A 19,286-nucleotide genomic window follows, 5' to 3' on the forward strand; every position below is an offset into this window, starting at 1 on the left:
TGTTCGTACGTTCAAAAAATAACATACCTAAATTAAATAGGAAACGTATTTTAGAGATTTGAAAGTAAACTTTTAGAACTTTTAAATGGGTGGGTTAATAATCTATAACGTTATCCAAAAAAGAAGGCACTAGGTTGGAATAGTTTTTCAACGTGGCTTATAAATTTTTTGTCGACTAAAAATAAAATAACATGGTCATTTGCTTCTATAACAGTATTGCTGTGGGCAATGATTACTTCATCACTGCGGACAATTGCGCCTATAGTTGTACCTGGAGGTAGATTTATGTCACGAATTTCTCTTCCGACTACCTTAGAAGTATTTTTGTCTCCATGGGCAATAGCTTCAATAGCTTCTGCTGCACCGCGTCTTAAAGAATAAACGTTAACTATATCTCCTCGTCGAATATGGGTTAACAATGCTGAAATGGTTGCTTGTTGAGGCGAAAAGGCAATGTCAATTTCACCTCCTTGTACAAGATCAACATAAGCGCCTCGTTGAATTAATACCATTGCCTTTTGGGCACCAAGTCGCTTCGCTAGCATGGCCGACATAATATTGGCTTCATCATCATTAGTGACAGCTATAAAGGCGTCAACTTGTTCGACATTTTCTTCTGTTAATAATTCGTGGTCTGAAGCATCTCCAGAGAATACAATCGTTTTATCAAGATGAGCAGACAAATATTTAGCGCGCTCTGGACTATATTCAATTAATTTAACGTTATGGTTATGTTCGAGTAATTTAGCAAGGCCAGCCCCTATTAAGCCGCCTCCTGCAATCATTATACGTTTGTAACTTGATTCAAGTTTCTGTAGCTCGCTCATTACAGCACGTATATGTTTTGTTGCTGCAATGAAAAATACTTCGTCGTCCGCCTCGATAATAGTAGTGCCGAGTGGCCGAATAGGCCTACCTCTCCTATAAATTGCGGCAACTCGGGTATCAACATTGGGTATATGCTCTTTTAAGGTAGAAAGCGCATGCCCAACTAATAAACCTCCATAATAAGCTTTCACTGCGACTAAACTCGCCTTGCCCTCAGCAAATTCAACAACTTGTAATGCGCCTGGATAGTCGATTAGGCGTTTGATTGCTTTAGTAACTAATTGTTCAGGTGCAATTAGATGATCCACAGGAACATCTAGGTGTTTGAATAATTGCTCTTGATAAATAATGTACTGTTCAGAGCGAACACGGGCTATTTTTGTGGGGGTTTTAAACAAACTATAAGCAACCTGACATGCCATCATATTGCTCTCATCACTATTCGTAACGGCAATCAACATGTCGGCATCTTCAGCTCCGGCTTTTTTCAGTACATCGGGATGAGAACCCATTCCAGAGACCACTTGTAGATCTAGTCTATCTTGGAGTTGTCTGAGGGTTTCAATATCAGAGTCAATGACGGTAATTTCGTTTTTTTCACCGACTAAGTTTTCTGCTAAAGTCGCTCCGACTTGTCCTGCGCCTAAGATAATTATTTTCATGGTTATTCTTGGTTTTCAAACCCTATTATTAATTTTATCCAAGCTAGCTTAAAGGTTACATTAAGCTGATAATGTATAGCTATCGAGCCTCTGACTTTAACAGTCTGGCATAATAGAAACCATCCATTTGTTGCTCCCCTGGCAATATTTGACGGCCAGGTTTAGTAGTGGAATCGTTACAAAAGCTATTGTCTAATTGTGCGTCAGGAGTGCGAGCCAAAAACTGACTAACTTGCTGATGATTTTCTTCTGGTAGTATAGAGCAGGTGGCATACAATAATGTGCCTCCGGGTTTTAATGTTAGCCATATTGCGTCTAATATTTGTTTTTGTAGCTCTACTAATACTTCTATATCAGCTGCCTTACGTAACCATTTAACATCTGGATGACGGCGTATAATTCCAGTGGCAGAGCATGGGGCATCAAGTAAAATTCGGTCAAACTGTTGTTTATCCCACCAAATATTAGGCTTACTCGCATCACCAATAATAATTTTAGCTGTATGTTGTAACCTTTCTAAGTTTTCTTCGATTCGTTTAGCCCTAATTGGATCAACTTCTAAAGCGCAAAGGGATGCTAGTTTAGGCTGTAATTCCAGTATATTGCAGGTTTTCCCTCCAGGAGCTGCGCAACAATCCAAAATATTGTCTCCGGCTTTAGGCTCTAAATAAGATGCTGCTAGTTGAGCTGCCCCATCTTGGACCGCAAACCACCCTTGGTCAAAACCTGGTAGAGTTGTGATATCACACCCCGAAATTAATACCAATCCAGCATCATGATCGTTGGATTCTTGATATTCGACATTCGCTTTATTTAGTGTTGTCTTATATTTATCTGAAGAAATTTGTAGTGTGTTTACCCTTAACCAGATGGGAGCTTTAACCTGCATGTTGCTCACAATATCGGTTATATCATCTTGGTATTCTAATTTTAATTTTTTAAATAACCACTTAGGTAGACCTGATGCAATCTGTTCATTAGGGGATGGTCCTTTGAAGACTTCATCTCGTAAAAAAGTACGTAAAATTGCATTCACTAAGCCTTTCATTGCATCTGTGTTTAACCCTTGGCAGGCTGATACTGTTTCTGAAACCGCAGCATGTTGGCTAACGCGACTAAATGCGAGTTGATAAAAACCTAGCATGATTACATGTTCAACAATTTTGTATCGATTCTTAAGTGGTTTATCTAATAATTGTCTCAACCAATATTGAAGTATAGGGAGATTTCGCAATACCCCATATACCATCTCTTGTAACCAGGCTTTATCTTGATCTTTAAGCTTCTCTTGAGCCATAGGTAAGCACTCTCGGGCTGACTTACCTTCTTCTAGTATTTGAAATAGAACCTTAGCTGCTTCTGCTCTAAGATTAAGAGGGTGGTGTTTGGTTCGCACAGGCTTGTTTTTATAATTCATCTACGAAAGCGCCCAATTAAGTCGGTCATTTTAGGGCCGTACCTTGTTTGAACCATTCGGCTCTGCCATTTAGCAAGTCGGCTGCTGACATTGGTTTTTTACCCGGTGGCTGTAGCTTGGTTAGCAGAAGGCAGTTTTCTTTTGTAGCAACTAGAATTCCACTCTTTCCTGCTTGCACTATATGTCCAGGAGGTAAGTTTAACTTGTCTGCAGGAGTCGCAATGACTTCAGCTGCATGTACTTTGATATTGGTATCTTGCACACTAAAGAAAGCCATGGGCCAAGGGTTAAATGCCCTGATATTACGTTCTAGCTGCAAGGCTGATGTGTACCAATCAATTTTTGCTTCTTCTTTGGATAACTTTTTAGCATGGGTTGCTAGGTTGTTATCTTGCTCTTCGGGCTGTAAATATTTTAGTCGAGACAAGGCTTCTAACAGAGCTTTAGGCCCAACTACGGATAATTTCTCATACAAACTGGCACTGGTATCTGTAGCTTCAATCGTCAGTGCTTGTTTGAGTAACATTGGGCCTGTATCGAGGCCTTCGTCCATTTTCATTATAGTAACGCCTGTTTCAGCATCTCCTGCCCACAATGAACGCTGGATGGGGGCTGCCCCTCTCCACTTCGGAAGAAGTGAACCATGAACATTTAAACAACCCAACTTAGGTGTATCTAGGACAAGCTTGGGCAGAATTAAGCCATATGCAACCACTATCATAATATCTGCATTTAATTCGGCAAGTTGAGCCTGTGCCTCTGCAGGTTTAAGGGAGTCTGGTTGGTAAACATCTAAACCATTCTCTAATGCTAATTGCTTTACTGCGCTAGCTTGAAGTTTTTTTCCTCTGCCTGCAGGCCGATCAGGTTGGCTATACACGGCAACTATATTATGTTCTGAATCGATAAGTGCTTGCAGGTGTAGGGCTGCAAACTCTGGTGTACCAGCAAAAATAATGTTCAATGATGTATCCAATGGTTACTTAGCCTTTTGCGGCTAGTCTGGCTTCTTTTTCAAGCTTGGTTTTGATTCTTTGTCGCTTTAGGACTGATAAATAATCTACGAATAATTTTCCCATTAGGTGATCTAATTCGTGTTGTATACAAATGGCTAATAGGCCATCGGCATCAAGAGAAAATTGTTTTCCTGATTTGTCTAAAGCGGTTACGGTTATTTTTTCTGCACGTTCTACTTTTGCAAAATTATTAGGAACAGAGAGACAGCCTTCCTCACTAATGGTTTTACCTTCTTTGTGAGTGATTTCAGGGTTGATAAATACTAACGGTTGATTTTGTTCTTCAGAAACGTCCATAACCACAACACGTTTATGGACGTTAACTTGTGATGCTGCCAACCCAATACCGTTTTCTTCACGCATAGTGTCAAACATATTTTCCACTAGGGTCGTAATTTCTTTATCAATTGTGTCTACTTGTTTTGCTACAGTACGTAGCCTTTCATCTGGAAAGCGTAATACTTCTAATATTGCCATGATATATTTCAACTATAATCAGTCTTATAAAAGACTCAGGAACTAATTTACCCAATCTAAACTATACGCAACATGGTTTAAGTTAACATTGGTGTGTGTATTATTTACTATACGATTAAATAGAATCTGCTATTTAATCGTATTCATCCTAAGCTATTCTAGCTTAAATGGATCCAAAACATAATAGTGACTGCTTTAGGGTAGATATAAGAATGATAAGTAAAAAGATATATAAGTTTCTCGCTGTTTTAGTACTCATCCCTGCTTTGTGCTTTGCAGATGCCATTACGGTTAAAGAAAGTGCTCCAGAAGTATATGTCGTGAAAAAGGGCGATACCCTTTGGGATATATCTAACATGTACTTGGACCAACCTTGGTTGTGGCCAGAATTATGGCGCACAAATATTCATATCACTAACCCCCATTTAATATATCCAGGTGATGAACTGCGTTTAGTAAAAAATGCTGCTGGTGAAATTGTTTTGGAGGTGGTGAGAGATGAACCAAAACTAGAGATTAAACTATCACCAGAAGGTAAAAAAACCAGTAAATTTGTTGAGCCTATACCTGCTTTACCCTGGTCAGTCATCAGGCCTTATGTGGAAAATGAGTCTGTAATGTCCAAGGATGATTATGACCGCTATCCTTATGTATTAGGAAATAGTGACGGAGCGGTTAGGTATGCCACAGATAGCGTTGTTCTTAGTAAAGCATCGAGACGCAAAAACGACGATTTGCAGATTGTTAGAAAGCAGAATGAATTATACGATATGGAAGGAAATTTTCTTGGGTTACAAGTCCGTCATGTTGCTGAAGCAAAACTAATTGATACTGATCTTGATAAGCAAAGTTTAATTAAGATAGTTGATGCTAAGTTGGAAGTAAAACGTGCAGATAAAATTATCCCTGCAGATAGAAGTTTACCCGCAGATATTTTATTGACTGCAGCTACTGAGCAAACAGGATTTATTATTGATGACTTAGAACAACATAATTTACTAGGTAAATATAATGTTGTTATTTTAGATCTAGGTAACGAAGAGGTAGCACCAGGAACGATCATGGGTATTTATAGTCAAGGTCCCGTTATTATAGATGGACCACAGCCCAAATATGAAGGTGAAACAGCTGCGATTAGAAGTGCTTTTAATATAGGTGATGAAATTAACCAACCCGCATTTAAGGTAGGGGAAATTATCGTGTTTAAAACCTTTGAAAAGGCAAGTTATGCACTTATTACAAAGTCAGCTAAAGTCATTAGAAAAGGAATGATAGTCGCGAAACCATAACAAGGAGTACTTTATGAGACAGGACGTTGCCCATGAAACTGTATTTACTAACGATGATGAAAAAGCTCTAATTAATTGGCTAATATTAAGTCAAATTCCAAGGTTTGGTGTTAGCCGTTGGTTAAAGTTTTATTCAAAATTTAATATCAATTTGGCAGAGTTGTTGTCTTCATCTGCCGAAACTCTCGATGCATTTGGCTTCAATCAACAACAAATCTCTGCAATTACATCACCCAATAGGCAACTAATTGATAAAAGTTTGCAGTGGTTTTATGACAAAGAACAACGATTTTTGATTCATTTTGCTCACTCAAAATACCCCTACCTACTTAAACAAATATCCAGTGCTCCTCCTGTTTTATTTGGTTATGGTCGTTGCGATTTATTGTCGAATTATCAATTATCAATGGTTGGTAGCCGAAACCCTACTCATCAAGGTAAAGAGAATGCTAAACGTTTTGCTCACTTATTAAGTGAGTCAGGTTGGATTGTCACAAGTGGTCTAGCTATGGGAATTGATGGTTTGTCTCACCAAGGGGCATTAATCGGAGAGCGCTCAACTATAGCTGTATTAGGTACAGCTATTGATAAAATGTACCCCCGAAGGCATATAAAATTAGCAGAACAAATACTTGAGAACGATGGTGTGATTATATCTGAGTTTGCACCTGGTTCACTAAGTCGCCCCGAGAATTTCCCCCGTCGAAATCGCATAATTAGTGGTTTGTCCTGGGGAGTGCTGGTCGTAGAAGCGGCGATTAAAAGTGGTTCATTAATAACGGCAAAGTATGCTTTGGAGCAAAATAGGGAAGTACTTGCTATTCCGGGTAATATTCAAAATCCCCTTGCTGCTGGGTGTAATCTTCTTATTCAACAAGGGGCAAAATTAGTAACTTGTATTGAAGATATTTTAGAGGAGTTTCCCCAGGTTAATGATTTTTCAGCTAACTCGAATGAAGATAAATTGCAAAAAAAATCATTTCAAAGCTTGGCATCTGACAAATTGTTAGATAGTGTAGATTTTGAAGTGACACCACTAGATATAGTAGCTCAGCGCTCAGGCATTGAAGTAACTGAAGTTATGTCAAAATTATTAGAGTTTGAGTTACGCGGTTTAGTAACTACCGTTCCTGGAGGTTACATTAAGTTGGGGGAAAAATAATATGTTCGATATCCTCATGTATCTGTTTGAAAACTTCATTCATAGTGAAACAGAGATCCGTGTTGATCAAGATGAATTGACTGATGAACTTATCAGAGCAGGTTTTCATCATGATGAAATATACAAAGCTCTATCTTGGCTAGAAAAACTAGCTGCACTACAAGAAACAGATATTAATCCTTATTTAGTTAAAGGACCTACCTCATTTGTAACTCGTGTCTACACTCAAGAAGAAGAAATGCGATTAGATATTGAGTGTAGAGGCTTTTTACTATTTTTAGAGCAAATTAATGTTGTCGATTCAACTACCCGAGAAATGGTAATTGATAGGGTGATGGAAATTGAATCTAAAGAGTTTTGTTTAGAAGACATGAAATGGGTTGTGCTCATGGTATTATTCAATGTTCCAGGCAAAGAAAATGCTTATGCTCAGATGGAAGATTTATTGTTTGAAGAGCCAGAAGGACCGCTTCACTAATTACAAAAGAGTGATTAAATTATATGTCTAAGATTGATCACTCATTGTTCTCAGCACAAGAAGGATCTGAGCAAGCTTTTGGACCTTGCCCAAAATGTTCTGCAAAGTTAGGTATTAGGCACGGAAAATCTGGTGCTTTCATTGGCTGCACTCAATATCCAGGCTGTGATTACTCAAAGCCTTTACACGAATATGAAAATACCGAGATAAAGGCCATTGAAGGATCATCCTGCCCATTATGCAGCAGTGAATTGGTGATAAAAAAAGGCAGATATGGACTATTTATTGGGTGCAGTGACTTCCCAACTTGTCATTATATCGATTCGCAAAAACACAGTGAGGCAACCAAGCTAACTTGCCCCAAATGCGGAAAAGGTCGGCTGGCAAAGCGCACAAATAAGTTTGGCAAGTCATTTTATGCGTGTGATAATTATCCGAAGTGTAAGTATGTACTCAATCTTCCCCCTGTTGAATATCCGTGTCCAAAATGTAATTGGCCATTAATGCAGGAAAAGAAAGGCAGCTCAGGGCAGGAGCTGCTATGCCCTCAAAAGCCTTGTCAGTACTCTATGCCTAAGCCTGAACTTAAAAACATAAACTAAAAGCTAACCCTAAAAATTACCTAGGTATTGCTGTTAAATATTCTACAAAAGAAGCCAAGATGACATCCTCAACCAAACATTCCTTTTCTTCCCTACTGCGTGGCATTTTTAAATATTTACTGATTTTTATGGTCCTTGTTTATTTGCTCATTTGGATTACATCCCCTTGGGTAGTGCGCTATTTTGCTACTGAACCCGTAGGTGATTTAGGCTTAACTTTAGGAGTTGATTCTAGTATCCGCTTTAATCCCTTTACTTCTACTTTGACTGTTAGGGATTTATCGTTACTCGATACTAACCGAACTACAGTATTGGCGGTGGATGAGCTTGATATCAGCGTGCGCATACATAGGCTGCTGTTTAAACAGATCTATATTTCTACTTTTAGTATTAAAGAGACCAAGTTAAAGGTTACTAAAAAAAGCAACAGCTTGTATGTTGCAGGTATTAATTTAACACCAGGTGATAATACTCAAGATGTTGATGAACCTACACCTAAGGAGGTTGTCGAGCCAATCCCAGATTTCCGCATAATTTTGCCTGAATTCAAATTGGAAAATTTTACTGTAAATGCAGATATTGACAGTGTTCAACAAACATTAACGTTAAATGACTTTTCTCTAAATGATGTGGAAGTAGACCAAGTAGATCATAATTTAGGGTTAAGCATAGATGCTAAAATAAATAATGCCCCTGTGGTCATCAAATCAAGCTTATCAATGCATGCTGGTGTAGGCGTGATTGATTCGGAGGTATCGTTAAATAACTTAGACTTAGATGAATTAAGCCCCCTCTTAGCCGATTTTGGGGTAAACATGTCTGGCCTATTATCCTTTAGCAGCTCGCCTAAATTACAAATATCTGCAGACGAGATAAAACTAGCTTCAGAGCGAACTATCCTTACCTTTGATACTTTATTAATAAACTACGAGCCTTGGATTTTTGAAGGTAAGCGTAATCAAGTCACCCTGAACAATTTGCTTGTAAAATCTACACCTATTGGTGAATTGACAATGTTATCTACAAACATGAAAACTGAGTTTACCCAAGGAAACCTTGGTCTACAAAGCACAGATAATAGCTTGATAAACTGGGAGTTAATAGATGTTGCAGCCAATGCATCTGTTGTTGATATGCAACCACATATCTCCGAGTCAGCAGTTACTATTAAGTCTTTAAATTTATCTGAAGATAGGTCGTTAGCAGAAGATTTACCCATTGTGAGTATTCAGGAGCTATCGATAAACGATATTAAGTTTAATGATAATTTCTTATCTATAGATGCGATTACATTACAAGGCTTGTTAACCGATCTTAAAATCAATCCAGATAAAAGTATTTTAAGTTTGGTTGACACTAGCGCTCTTAATCCAGATGAAGCATCAGCAAAAACAACAGATGCACCTTCTACTGAGTCGAACGAAGAGCTGGTGGATGAAGGTTTATCGCAACAGGAAGCGGAGCAAAAGCCAGCAATAGGTTTTGCACTAAATAAATTTATGCTTGTAGATGACGCCATTATTTTACTTAACGATCAAAGTGTTTCACCAACCTATGATCAAAAAATCACTATAGAAACTCTTCAAATTGGCCCGATTAATAGCTTAGATACAGACTTGCAAAGTCCATATGAATTAAAAGCTAAAGACCAAAGTTACCTAAAGATTGATGCTAGTGGGTTTGTTTCCCCATTTGGTGAAGCTTTAAATGCCAGCCTATTTGGTAATGTAGATGAATTATCACTACCTTCTATTTCTCCTTACATGAAAGACGCCCTTGGCTTTGAAATGAAGAGTGGCCAGTTAGACTTAAACTTAGATGTTAAAATTATTGATGACCAGATTGCTGGAGATACCACTATTTTTATGCGCGGAATCGAAATGGCCAGCGCTGATGAGGTCGAGCAAGGCACGATTAAAGAAGGTAAGGCTATGCCATTAAATATTGCGCTAGGTATGTTAAAAGACGATCAAGACAATATTGAATTGACAGTTCCATTGCGTGGAAATATCGCCTCACCATCATTTGGTATCGAAAGTTTTATAGGATTGGTGCTAAAAAAGGCTGCAATGTCACAAGCTAAAGATTATTTAATGACAACATTTGTTCCCTATGCATCCGTTGTTTCGGTAGCTTTATCTGGTGCTGAATATTTACTTAAGGTGAGATTTGAACCCTTGTTATTCGAGACCGGGGAGGTTTCATTAACTGATGAAAATCAACAATATTTGTCAGAGCTGGTGCTGCTTATGCAGGATAAGCCAGAACTGCAGCTTAAAACCTGCTCTATTTCGAATTATCAGGATTTAGCCGTTGCGCAGGGTACTGTTATTACTACTGAATTAAAGTCAGAGGTAAAGGTTTTAGGTGATAAACGCCAGGCCAATTTGAAAACTTATCTCATTGAGCAAGGTATTAAGTCTTCACGTATTTTGTATTGTTCTCCAGAACTAGATACATCAGATACTGCTCAGTCTAGAATAGAATTGAAGACTGATTAATAAAACCTTATACGAATATTGAGAGCGAATTACGTGAATATTAAAGATTCAGAGCTCATTTTAGAGACTTTGTTGCAAGGGGGGATTATTGCTTATCCCACAGAAGGTGTTTTAGGTTTAGGGTGTGATCCTGATAACGAAGAAGCGGTTTTTAAATTATTAAAAATTAAAAATAGGCCAGTTGAAAAAGGACTGATATTAGTGGCCAAAACATATTCCCAACTTTTACCCTATATAGATGATGCTCGTATTCCTATGGATATGCGTACGGAAATATTTTCTAGTTGGCCAGCTGCTATAACTTGGTTGTTACCCGCTTCTAAGCACGCACCTAAATGGATTACTGGTGATAGTGATTATATTGCAGTTAGGGTGTCTCAACACCTTGTTGTAGGTCAATTATGTGAGTTGTTTAACAAGCCTCTTGTTTCTACCAGTGCTAATGTCGCTGGCACTCAGCCCGCCCTTAATGCTGAACAATTAAATAGACAATTTAGTGAGCCTCCTGTTTTGGTTGAAGGTGAACTGGGTGGAAATAAAAAACCTAGTCAAATACGTCATGGGATGACAGGACAAATTATAAGAGACAAATAAATGACATCTGAATTTAATTCAAATATTGAAAAAGTTAAACAATACCTATTAAGGTTACAAGACAATATCTGTCAGACCCTAGAGCTTGCTGATGGCAAAGGGTCTTTCGCTGAAGATAATTGGCAGCGAGAATTAGGCGGGGGCGGTCGCACGCGAGTCTTAACAAATGGTAATGTGATTGAACAGGGTGGAGTAAATTTTTCCCACGTATTTGGAGGTGAATTACCAGCCTCAGCAACGGCTGCTAGGCCTGAACTAGCTGGGCGAAGCTTTCAGGCTATGGGAGTATCTTTAGTTATTCACCCTCATAACCCGTACGTACCGACTACTCATGCAAATGTTAGATTTTTTATTGCTGAAAAAGAAGGTGAGGAGCCAGTATGGTGGTTTGGAGGAGGCTTTGATTTAACGCCTTTTTACCCATATTTAGAAGATGTTCAACATTGGCATCAGGTAGCAAATAAGCTCTGCGTACCTTTCGGTACGGATGTGTACCCAAAATATAAAAAATGGTGTGATGATTATTTCTATTTGAAACACCGTGATGAAACGCGAGGTGTTGGTGGATTATTTTTTGATGACTTAAATTCTGAAGGTTTTGAAAAGAGCTTTAAGTTCATGCAAGCCGTAGGTAATGGATTCTTAGAGGCTTATGTACCTATTGTTGAAAAAAGAAAAGATGAATCGTTTACACAAAAAGAACGAGACTTCCAATTATACCGCCGTGGTCGTTATGTAGAGTTTAATTTAGTGTATGACAGAGGCACTCTTTTTGGGCTTCAAACTGGAGGCCGTACTGAGTCTATATTGATGTCGATGCCTCCTTTAGCTAGATGGGAATATAATTTCAAACCTCAAGAGGGTAGTAAAGAAGCTGACTTGTATAGCAATTATCTAAAACCTCAGGAGTGGTTGTCGTGACTGACAAGTATACTGTTTTCGGCAATCCAATAGCGCAAAGTAAGTCTCCTATTATTCATGCTATGTTCGCAAAGCAGTTCGGCATGGATATTGGGTATGACAAAACTTTTGCAACACCAGATAATTTTGTAGAAACAATTGAGTCATTCTTTGAGGACTCAGAAACCAAAGGATGCAACGTCACTTCACCATTTAAAGAGCAAGTCTCAAAATGGGTAGGGGAGTTATCTAACAATGCTAAATTAGCAGGTGCTGTAAATACTGTAATCCGTAAAGAAGATGGACGTTTTCTGGGTGATACCACTGATGGGCCAGGTTTGGTACAAGACCTATTACGCTTAGGGGTATGCATTAAAGGTATACGAGTTTTATTGTTAGGGGCAGGTGGAGCCGCTAGAGGAGTGCTGCAGTCTATTTTGAATCTGGCTCCGGATTCGTTGGTCATTGCCAATAGAACTGAATCAAAAGCAAAGTTATTGGCTTCTTTAATCCCTCAAAATAACTTTATTGGGGTTGGGTTTGATGAATTAAATTGTATTGAACAGCCTTTCGATTTGATTATTAACTCAACTACAACGAGTTTATCTGGCGAGTTGCCGCCAATCGCAGATAAAATTATCAGTCAAAGTACAACAGTGTACGATATGAGTTACGGTGACAAGCCTACAATTTTAATGGAGCACGCTAAAAATTTAGGTGTAAATAGTACTTTTGATGGCTTAGGGATGTTAGTCGGACAGGCAGCGGAAAGCTTCTATTTATGGAAGGGCGTGCGCCCTGATGTCGAGCCTGTTATTAAGGCATTAAGAAGTACGTTATAGCGTCAAAATAAAGGTGAGCTTATTTGCTCACCATTTTGGGTCACAATTATTGTTTTAAACCTTCTATATATTCACTCTTTAGTGTTACGTAATTAAGTGCAGATTGTTTCAAAAATAGAGTTTCTGACTCTTTTAATGGTCTTGCTTGCTGCATAGGGTTGCCTTTATACAAAAAGCCGCTCTTTAATGTTTTATTTGGTGGCACTAAGGTTCCTGCTCCTATAAAAACGTCATCTTCCACTACAACACCATCCATAATTATAGCGCCCATACCGACTAATATACGGTTTCCTAGTATGCAACCATGCAGCATACACTTATGCCCTACCGTTACATCTTCGCCTATTATTAGTGGAAAGCCATTAGGGTTTGCTACGCTGATACGGCTGACGTGCAAGACAGTTCCATCCTGTATGTTGGTTCTGGCTCCGATTTTTATATAATTTACATCACCTCTTGCTGCAACCAGTGGCCAAATACTCACGTCCTCTGCGCAGGTTACATCACCAACTAATACAGCCGATTCATCTATATAAGTACCATTACCTAGAGTAGGTAGTACATTTTTGTATTGTCTAATCGTCATTTTTAGCCCTGCCTATTTATATCGTTAATTGATAGTAGCAAAAAAGTTTATTGTGCCCCTCTAAATCGGCTTATAAACAAGCCATTTGTTTGATAACTGTGCAGTTAGTAAAAAAGATTAAAAAAGGGGTTGCAGTGAACCAAGTTCTCTCTATAATGCGCATCTCGCTTCGGGGAGTCAGCCAAAACGGTGACACTCGAGACAAGATTTAATAGATTTAAACCTTGTCATTATTATGCTTTTAAAGTGTTGTAGTTAGCGGGATGCGGCGAGATTTAATTTGAAAAGTTTTTAAATTAAAACGTTGACATCAAAGTTTAACGGCGTATTATACGCCTCCCGCTTAAGAGGGTCCACGGACAACTTAAGCCGCTAACGAAGTTGGCAACGCTCTTTAACAATTAGAACAAGACAATCTGTGTGGACATTCACTTAGTGGATGTTTACCAAAAAAATTCATATTTTCGAAATATTTAATTGAAGAGTTTGATCATGGCTCAGATTGAACGCTGGCGGCAGGCCTAACACATGCAAGTCGAACGGAAACATGTCTAGCTTGCTAGATGATGTCGAGTGGCGGACGGGTGAGTAATACTTAGGAACATGCCTTTGAGTGGGGGATAACTATTGGAAACGATAGCTAATACCGCATAACGTCTACGGACCAAAGGGGGCTTCGGCTCTCGCTCAGAGAGTGGCCTAAGCGAGATTAGCTTGTTGGTGAGGTAAAGGCTCACCAAGGCGACGATCTCTAGCTGTTCTGAGAGGAAGATCAGCCACACTGGAACTGAGACACGGTCCAGACTCCTACGGGAGGCAGCAGTGGGGAATATTGCACAATGGGGGAAACCCTGATGCAGCCATGCCGCGTGTGTGAAGAAGGCCTTCGGGTTGTAAAGCACTTTCAGTTGTGAGGAAAGGTTAATGGTTAATACCCATTAGCTGTGACGTTAGCAACAGAAGAAGCACCGGCTAACTCCGTGCCAGCAGCCGCGGTAATACGGAGGGTGCGAGCGTTAATCGGAATTACTGGGCGTAAAGCGCACGCAGGCGGTTTGTTAAGCTAGATGTGAAAGCCCCGGGCTCAACCTGGGAATAGCATTTAGAACTGGCAGGCTAGAGTCTTGGAGAGGGGAGTGGAATTCCAGGTGTAGCGGTGAAATGCGTAGATATCTGGAGGAACATCAGTGGCGAAGGCGACTCCCTGGCCAAAGACTGACGCTCATGTGCGAAAGTGTGGGTAGCGAACAGGATTAGATACCCTGGTAGTCCACACCGTAAACGCTGTCTACTAGCTGTTTGTGAGTTTAACTCGTGAGTAGCGAAGCTAACGCGCTAAGTAGACCGCCTGGGGAGTACGGCCGCAAGGTTAAAACTCAAATGAATTGACGGGGGCCCGCACAAGCGGTGGAGCATGTGGTTTAATTCGATGCAACGCGAAGAACCTTACCTACTCTTGACATACTAGAAACTTTTCAGAGATGAATTGGTACCTTCGGGGATCTAGATACAGGTGCTGCATGGCTGTCGTCAGCTCGTGTCGTGAGATGTTGGGTTAAGTCCCGCAACGAGCGCAACCCTTGTCCTTAGTTGCCAGCCTTAAGTTGGGCACTCTAAGGAGACTGCCGGTGACAAACCGGAGGAAGGTGGGGACGACGTCAAGTCATCATGGCCCTTACGAGTAGGGCTACACACGTGCTACAATGGCGAGTACAGAGGGAAGCGAACCTGCGAGGGTAAGCGGATCCCTTAAAGCTCGTCGTAGTCCGGATTGGAGTCTGCAACTCGACTCCATGAAGTCGGAATCGCTAGTAATCGCAAATCAGAATGTTGCGGTGAATACGTTCCCGGGCCTTGTACACACCGCCCGTCACACCATGGGAGTGGGATGCAAAAGAAGTGGCTAGTTTAACCTTCGGGAGAACGGTCACCACTTTGTGTTTCATGACTGGGGTGAAGTCGTAACAAGGTAACCCTAGGGGAACCTGGGGTTGGATCACCTCCTTACTATTACGGCGAATGTTCACTAAGTTGAGTGTTCACATAGATTGTTTTGTTTTGAATAAAGAGAACCGAGAGACGTTTTAGACTGAAAAGTTAAAACGGGGCTATAGCTCAGCTGGGAGAGCGCCTGCCTTGCACGCAGGAGGTCAGCAGTTCGATCCTGCTTAGCTCCACCACTTATAGGCTTGTAGCTCAGCTGGTTAGAGCGCACCCCTGATAAGGGTGAGGTCGGCAGTTCAAGTCTGCCCAAGCCTACCAAATCTTTCCTATTCTGCGTTATGTAGTTCGTCGTGTATAAAGACACACGTCCTCACTACATGCCTTGACTAGAAAAGATTAGATGCATGCTCTTGGTGTTAATAAGATTAAGTAGCCTTAATCAATAATCATTTATTAATGTTTATTGATTAGGGTTTTTTAAACCTTAAATGTTCTTTAACAATATGGAAAGCTGATAAAAAAGTAATCGAAAACTAAAAGAGTTGTTCTTAGGAACTTACTCTATCTGATTTTTATGATTAGTACTTGTCACGCATACGACAGCGACGAAAGTTGCACCTAACCTTGGATAAAAGGCCAAGGGGTAGACGAGTTGTTTGATTTATCTCTGACGTTACTGAGATGAGGAAAGATAACGTGTTGTTACTTAGGTTTACTTAAGTAATGAAGAGGTCATTTGGGGTTGTATGGTTAAGTGACTAAGCGTATACGGTGGATGCCTAGGCAGTTAGAGGCGATGAAGGACGTGTAAGTCTGCGAAAAGCTGTGGGGAGCCGACAAAATGCTTTGATCCACAGATGTCCGAATGGGGGAACCCAGTCCTTAGGGATTATCTGCAACTGAATACATAGGTTGTAGAGGCAAACGAGGGGAACTGAAACATCTAAGTACCCTTAGGAAAAGAAATCAATTGAGATTTCCCTAGTAGCGGCGAGCGAACGGGAAACAGCCGAGATGTTAAGAAGTAGTGGAATGAGTTGGAAAGCTCAACGGTACAGGGTGATAGTCCCGTACACAAAGCGTCTTATCATCCATATTAAGTAGGTCGGGACACGTGTTATCTTGACTGAAGATGGGGGGACCATCCTCCAAGGCTAAATACTCCTAACTGACCGATAGTGAACTAGTACCGTGAGGGAAAGGCGAAAAGAACCCCTGTGAGGGGAGTGAAATAGAACCTGAAACCGTATACGTACAAGCAGTGGGAGCATACTTGTTATGTGACTGCGTACCTTTTGTATAATGGGTCAGCGACTTATATTTAGTAGCAAGGTTAACCGAATAGGGGAGCCGTAGCGAAAGCGAGTGTTAACTGCGCGTTTAGTTGCTAGGTATAGACCCGAAACCCGGTGATCTAGCCATGGGCAGGTTGAAGGTTGAGTAACATCAACTGGAGGACCGAACCGACTGACGTTGAAAAGTCAGCGGATGACTTGTGGCTGGGGGTGAAAGGCCAATCAAACCGGGAGATAGCTGGTTCTCCCCGAAAGCTATTTAGGTAGCGCCTCGGACGAATACCACAGGGGGTAGAGCACTGTTAAGGCTAGGGGGTCATCCCGACTTACCAACCCTTTGCAAACTCCGAATACCTGTGAGTACTATCCGGGAGACACACGGCGGGTGCTAACGTCCGTCGTGAAGAGGGAAACAACCCAGACCGCCAGCTAAGGTCCCTAAATATTACTAAGTGGGAAACGAAGTGGGAAGGCTAAGACAGCTAGGAGGTTGGCTTAGAAGCAGCCATCCTTTAAAGAAAGCGTAATAGCTCACTAGTCGAGTCGGCCTGCGCGGAAGATGTAACGGGGCTAAGTAATATACCGAAGCTGCGGACGCATAGTTTACTATGCGTGGTAGGGGAGCGTTGTGTAAGTGGCTGAAGGTGAGCTGAGAGGCTTGCTGGACATATCACAAGTGCGAATGCTGACATGAGTAACGATAATGGGGGTGAAAAACCCCCACGCCGGAAGACCAAGGTTTCCTGTCCCATGCTAATCAGGGCAGGGTAAGTCGGCCCCTAAGGCGAGGCAGAAATGCGTAGTCGATGGGAAACGGATTAATATTTCCGTACTTGGTATATCAGTGAAGGGGGGACGGAGAAAGTTATGCAAGCCTAGCGTTGGTTGTCTAGGTGAAAGTGCGTAGGGTTGAATCTTAGGTAAATCCGGGATTCTACATGCCTGAGACACGAGACGAGATACTACGGTATTGAAGTTGCAAATACTCTGCTTCCAGGAAAAGCCTCTAAACTTATGATATATCGAACCGTACCCCAAACCGACACAGGTGGTCAGGTAGAGAATACTAAGGCGCTTGAGAGAACCTGGGTGAAGGAACTCGGCAAAATCGTACCGTAACTTCGGGAGAAGGTACGCCCCTGTTTGTGATTGGACTTGCTTCATGAGCGAATGGGGGCCGCAGTGAAATGGTGGCTGGAACTGTTTATTAAAAACACAGCACTGTGCTAAATCGAAAGATGACGTATACGGTGTGACGCCTGCCCGGTGCCGGAAGGTTAATTGATGGGGTTAGCGCAAGCGAAGCTCTTGATCGAAGCCCCGGTAAACGGCGGCCGTAACTATAACGGTCCTAAGGTAGCGAAATTCCTTGTCGGGTAAGTTCCGACCTGCACGAATGGCGTAATCATGGCCACGCTGTCTCCACCCAGGACTCAGTGAAATTGAAATCGCAGTGAAGATGCTGTGTACCCGCACCTAGACGGAAAGACCCCGTGAACCTTTACTATAGCTTGGCACTGAACATTGACCCTACATGTGTAGGATAGGTGGGAGACTTTGAAACTTCGTCGCTAGATGGAGTGGAGTCGTCCTTGAAATACCACCCTTGTAGGTTTGATGTTCTAACGTTGTTCCCTAATCGGGAATGCGGACAGTGTCTGGTGGGTAGTTTGACTGGGGCGGTCTCCTCCCAAAGCGTAACGGAGGAGCACGAAGGTTGGCTAATCCTGGTCGGACATCAGGAGGTTAGTGCAATGGCATAAGCCAGCTTAACTGCGAGACAGACACGTCGAGCAGGTACGAAAGTAGGTCATAGTGATCCGGTGGTTCTGAATGGAAGGGCCATCGCTCAACGGATAAAAGGTACTCCGGGGATAACAGGCTGATACCGCCCAAGAGTTCATATCGACGGCGGTGTTTGGCACCTCGATGTCGGCTCATCACATCCTGGGGCTGAAGTCGGTCCCAAGGGTATGGCTGTTCGCCATTTAAAGTGGTACGCGAGCTGGGTTTAGAACGTCGTGAGACAGTTCGGTCCCTATCTGGTGTGGGCGTTGGATGATTGAGGGGAGCTGCTCCTAGTACGAGAGGACCGGAGTGGACGAACCGCTGGTGTTCGGGTTGTTTTGCCAAAGGCATTGCCCGGTAGCTACGTTCGGAATTGATAAGCGCTGAAAGCATCTAAGCGCGAAGCGAGCCCCAAGATGAGTCATCCCTGTACGTTTAACGTACCTAAAGGGTTGTTGAAGACTACGACGTAGATAGGCAGGGTGTGGAAGCGTAGCAATGCGTTGAGCTAACCTGTACTAATTGCCCGTGAGGCTTAACCATACAACGCCCAAGTGGCTTTATGCACTAAGCGTTGTGAGTGACAAGTAACAACATAGAATCAAGAGTAAGACTAGAGAATACCTTTAGCTTCGATTATTTGCTCAATAAGAGCATCAGCTTTTACATATTAACGATAAGCATTGATGAAACAAGCAAGCCATAAGGCTGAACTTGGTTCCTCATTGCGTTAATTCATCACATTGCTGACGCGCTGTGAGCAAGTGAATTAACACGACAAGTTTTTGTCTGGCGGCCATAGCGATGCGGTCCCACCTGATCCCATTCCGAACTCAGAAGTGAAACGCATTAGCGGCGATGGTAGTTTGGGGTTTCCCCATGCGAGAGTAGCACACTGCCAGACT

General features: G+C 41.6%; 13 protein-coding genes, 2 tRNA genes and 3 rRNA genes. 13 read left to right on the forward strand and 5 right to left on the reverse strand.

The window, feature by feature from the left end:
- Positions 1-110: 110 nt before the first annotated feature.
- The 4 genes from trkA to def form a co-directional block, all read right to left on the reverse strand.
- Positions 111-1,490: a Trk system potassium transporter TrkA gene (gene trkA / locus ABJE44_RS13375; protein ID WP_289032036.1), complete on the reverse strand. Its 1,380-nt coding sequence runs from the start codon at positions 1,488-1,490 to the stop codon at positions 111-113.
- Between the two features lie 79 nt (positions 1,491-1,569).
- Positions 1,570-2,907, reverse strand: coding sequence for a 16S rRNA (cytosine(967)-C(5))-methyltransferase RsmB (gene rsmB, locus ABJE44_RS13380; protein ID WP_348109753.1), 1,338 nt, complete (start codon positions 2,905-2,907; stop codon positions 1,570-1,572).
- A gap of 25 nt (positions 2,908-2,932) precedes the next feature.
- A complete protein-coding gene (gene fmt / locus ABJE44_RS13385; RefSeq protein ID WP_348109755.1) occupies positions 2,933-3,883 on the reverse strand; it encodes a methionyl-tRNA formyltransferase in 951 nt (316 codons plus the stop codon).
- 7 nt (positions 3,884-3,890) lie between these two features.
- Positions 3,891-4,400, reverse strand: coding sequence for a peptide deformylase (gene def, locus ABJE44_RS13390; protein ID WP_348109757.1), 510 nt, complete (start codon positions 4,398-4,400; stop codon positions 3,891-3,893).
- Between the two features lie 212 nt (positions 4,401-4,612).
- Between def and ABJE44_RS13395 the strand changes: the two genes are divergently transcribed.
- Genes ABJE44_RS13395 through aroE form a run of 8 tightly spaced genes read left to right on the forward strand, consistent with a single transcriptional unit; the run spans position 4,613 to position 12,768 of the window.
- A complete protein-coding gene (locus ABJE44_RS13395) occupies positions 4,613-5,689 on the forward strand; it encodes a LysM domain-containing protein (protein ID WP_348109759.1) in 1,077 nt (358 codons plus the stop codon).
- A gap of 13 nt (positions 5,690-5,702) precedes the next feature.
- On the forward strand, positions 5,703-6,851 hold the full coding sequence (gene dprA, locus ABJE44_RS13400; RefSeq protein ID WP_348109761.1) for a DNA-processing protein DprA: 1,149 nt from the start codon (positions 5,703-5,705) through the stop codon (positions 6,849-6,851).
- 1 nt (position 6,852) lies between these two features.
- On the forward strand, positions 6,853-7,329 hold the full coding sequence (locus ABJE44_RS13405) for a DUF494 family protein (protein WP_133471951.1): 477 nt from the start codon (positions 6,853-6,855) through the stop codon (positions 7,327-7,329).
- 23 nt (positions 7,330-7,352) lie between these two features.
- Positions 7,353-7,931 (forward strand): topoisomerase DNA-binding C4 zinc finger domain-containing protein, encoded by a 579-nt coding sequence (locus ABJE44_RS13410; RefSeq protein ID WP_348109764.1) that lies wholly within the window; start codon positions 7,353-7,355, stop codon positions 7,929-7,931.
- A 59-nt stretch (positions 7,932-7,990) separates the two neighbouring features.
- Complete coding sequence (locus tag ABJE44_RS13415; protein ID WP_348109766.1) at positions 7,991-10,432, forward strand: DUF748 domain-containing protein; 2,442 nt, start codon at positions 7,991-7,993, stop codon at positions 10,430-10,432.
- 33 nt (positions 10,433-10,465) lie between these two features.
- On the forward strand, positions 10,466-11,026 hold the full coding sequence (locus tag ABJE44_RS13420; RefSeq protein ID WP_348109768.1) for a Sua5/YciO/YrdC/YwlC family protein: 561 nt from the start codon (positions 10,466-10,468) through the stop codon (positions 11,024-11,026).
- Positions 11,027-11,947, forward strand: coding sequence for an oxygen-dependent coproporphyrinogen oxidase (gene hemF / locus ABJE44_RS13425; RefSeq protein ID WP_348109770.1), 921 nt, complete (start codon positions 11,027-11,029; stop codon positions 11,945-11,947). It begins immediately after the preceding gene.
- The gene (gene aroE, locus ABJE44_RS13430) at positions 11,944-12,768 is read left to right on the forward strand and encodes a shikimate dehydrogenase (RefSeq protein WP_348109772.1); all 825 of its coding nucleotides are present in this window, start codon (positions 11,944-11,946) and stop codon (positions 12,766-12,768) included. Before hemF ends, aroE begins: the two co-directional genes overlap by 4 nt.
- Positions 12,769-12,814: 46 nt before the next feature.
- Here the strand turns inward: aroE and ABJE44_RS13435 are convergent, their stop codons facing one another.
- Positions 12,815-13,354 carry a gamma carbonic anhydrase family protein gene (locus tag ABJE44_RS13435; RefSeq protein WP_348109774.1) on the reverse strand — a complete coding sequence of 180 codons (540 nt, stop codon included), beginning with the start codon at positions 13,352-13,354 and terminating at the stop codon, positions 12,815-12,817.
- Positions 13,355-13,828: 474 nt separating this feature from the next.
- Here ABJE44_RS13435 and ABJE44_RS13440 point away from each other — a divergent pair.
- From ABJE44_RS13440 to rrf, 5 genes are all read left to right on the forward strand, one after another.
- Positions 13,829-15,361: ribosomal RNA gene (locus ABJE44_RS13440) — 16S ribosomal RNA — on the forward strand.
- A 97-nt stretch (positions 15,362-15,458) separates the two neighbouring features.
- Positions 15,459-15,534 (forward strand) — tRNA-Ala (locus ABJE44_RS13445).
- Positions 15,535-15,539: 5 nt separating this feature from the next.
- Positions 15,540-15,616 (forward strand) — tRNA-Ile (locus tag ABJE44_RS13450).
- Positions 15,617-16,046: 430 nt separating this feature from the next.
- Positions 16,047-18,924, forward strand: a 23S ribosomal RNA gene (locus tag ABJE44_RS13455).
- 245 nt (positions 18,925-19,169) lie between these two features.
- Positions 19,170-19,285, forward strand: a 5S ribosomal RNA gene (rrf, locus tag ABJE44_RS13460).
- The 16S, 23S and 5S rRNA genes sit together here with 2 tRNA genes alongside, the layout of an rRNA operon.
- Position 19,286 lies beyond the last annotated feature (1 nt).

It is taken from the genome of Paraglaciecola sp. (assembly GCF_039942875.1).
GTDB lineage: Bacteria > Pseudomonadota > Gammaproteobacteria > Enterobacterales > Alteromonadaceae > Paraglaciecola.

Bases quoted from the DNA above. Each gene is read 5' to 3' on its own strand.
- trkA (WP_289032036.1), bottom strand. From the start codon at position 1,490: ATGAAAATAATTATCTTAGGCGCAGGACAAGTCGGAGCGACTTTAGCA.
- rsmB (WP_348109753.1), bottom strand. From the start codon at position 2,907: ATGAATTATAAAAACAAGCCTGTGCGAACCAAACACCACCCTCTTAAT.
- def (WP_348109757.1), bottom strand. From the start codon at position 4,400: ATGGCAATATTAGAAGTATTACGCTTTCCAGATGAAAGGCTACGTACT.
- ABJE44_RS13395 (WP_348109759.1), top strand. From the start codon at position 4,613: ATGATAAGTAAAAAGATATATAAGTTTCTCGCTGTTTTAGTACTCATC.
- dprA (WP_348109761.1), top strand. From the start codon at position 5,703: ATGAGACAGGACGTTGCCCATGAAACTGTATTTACTAACGATGATGAA.
- ABJE44_RS13405 (WP_133471951.1), top strand. From the start codon at position 6,853: ATGTTCGATATCCTCATGTATCTGTTTGAAAACTTCATTCATAGTGAA.
- ABJE44_RS13410 (WP_348109764.1), top strand. From the start codon at position 7,353: ATGTCTAAGATTGATCACTCATTGTTCTCAGCACAAGAAGGATCTGAG.
- ABJE44_RS13415 (WP_348109766.1), top strand. From the start codon at position 7,991: ATGACATCCTCAACCAAACATTCCTTTTCTTCCCTACTGCGTGGCATT.
- hemF (WP_348109770.1), top strand. From the start codon at position 11,027: ATGACATCTGAATTTAATTCAAATATTGAAAAAGTTAAACAATACCTA.
- ABJE44_RS13435 (WP_348109774.1), bottom strand. From the start codon at position 13,354: ATGACGATTAGACAATACAAAAATGTACTACCTACTCTAGGTAATGGT.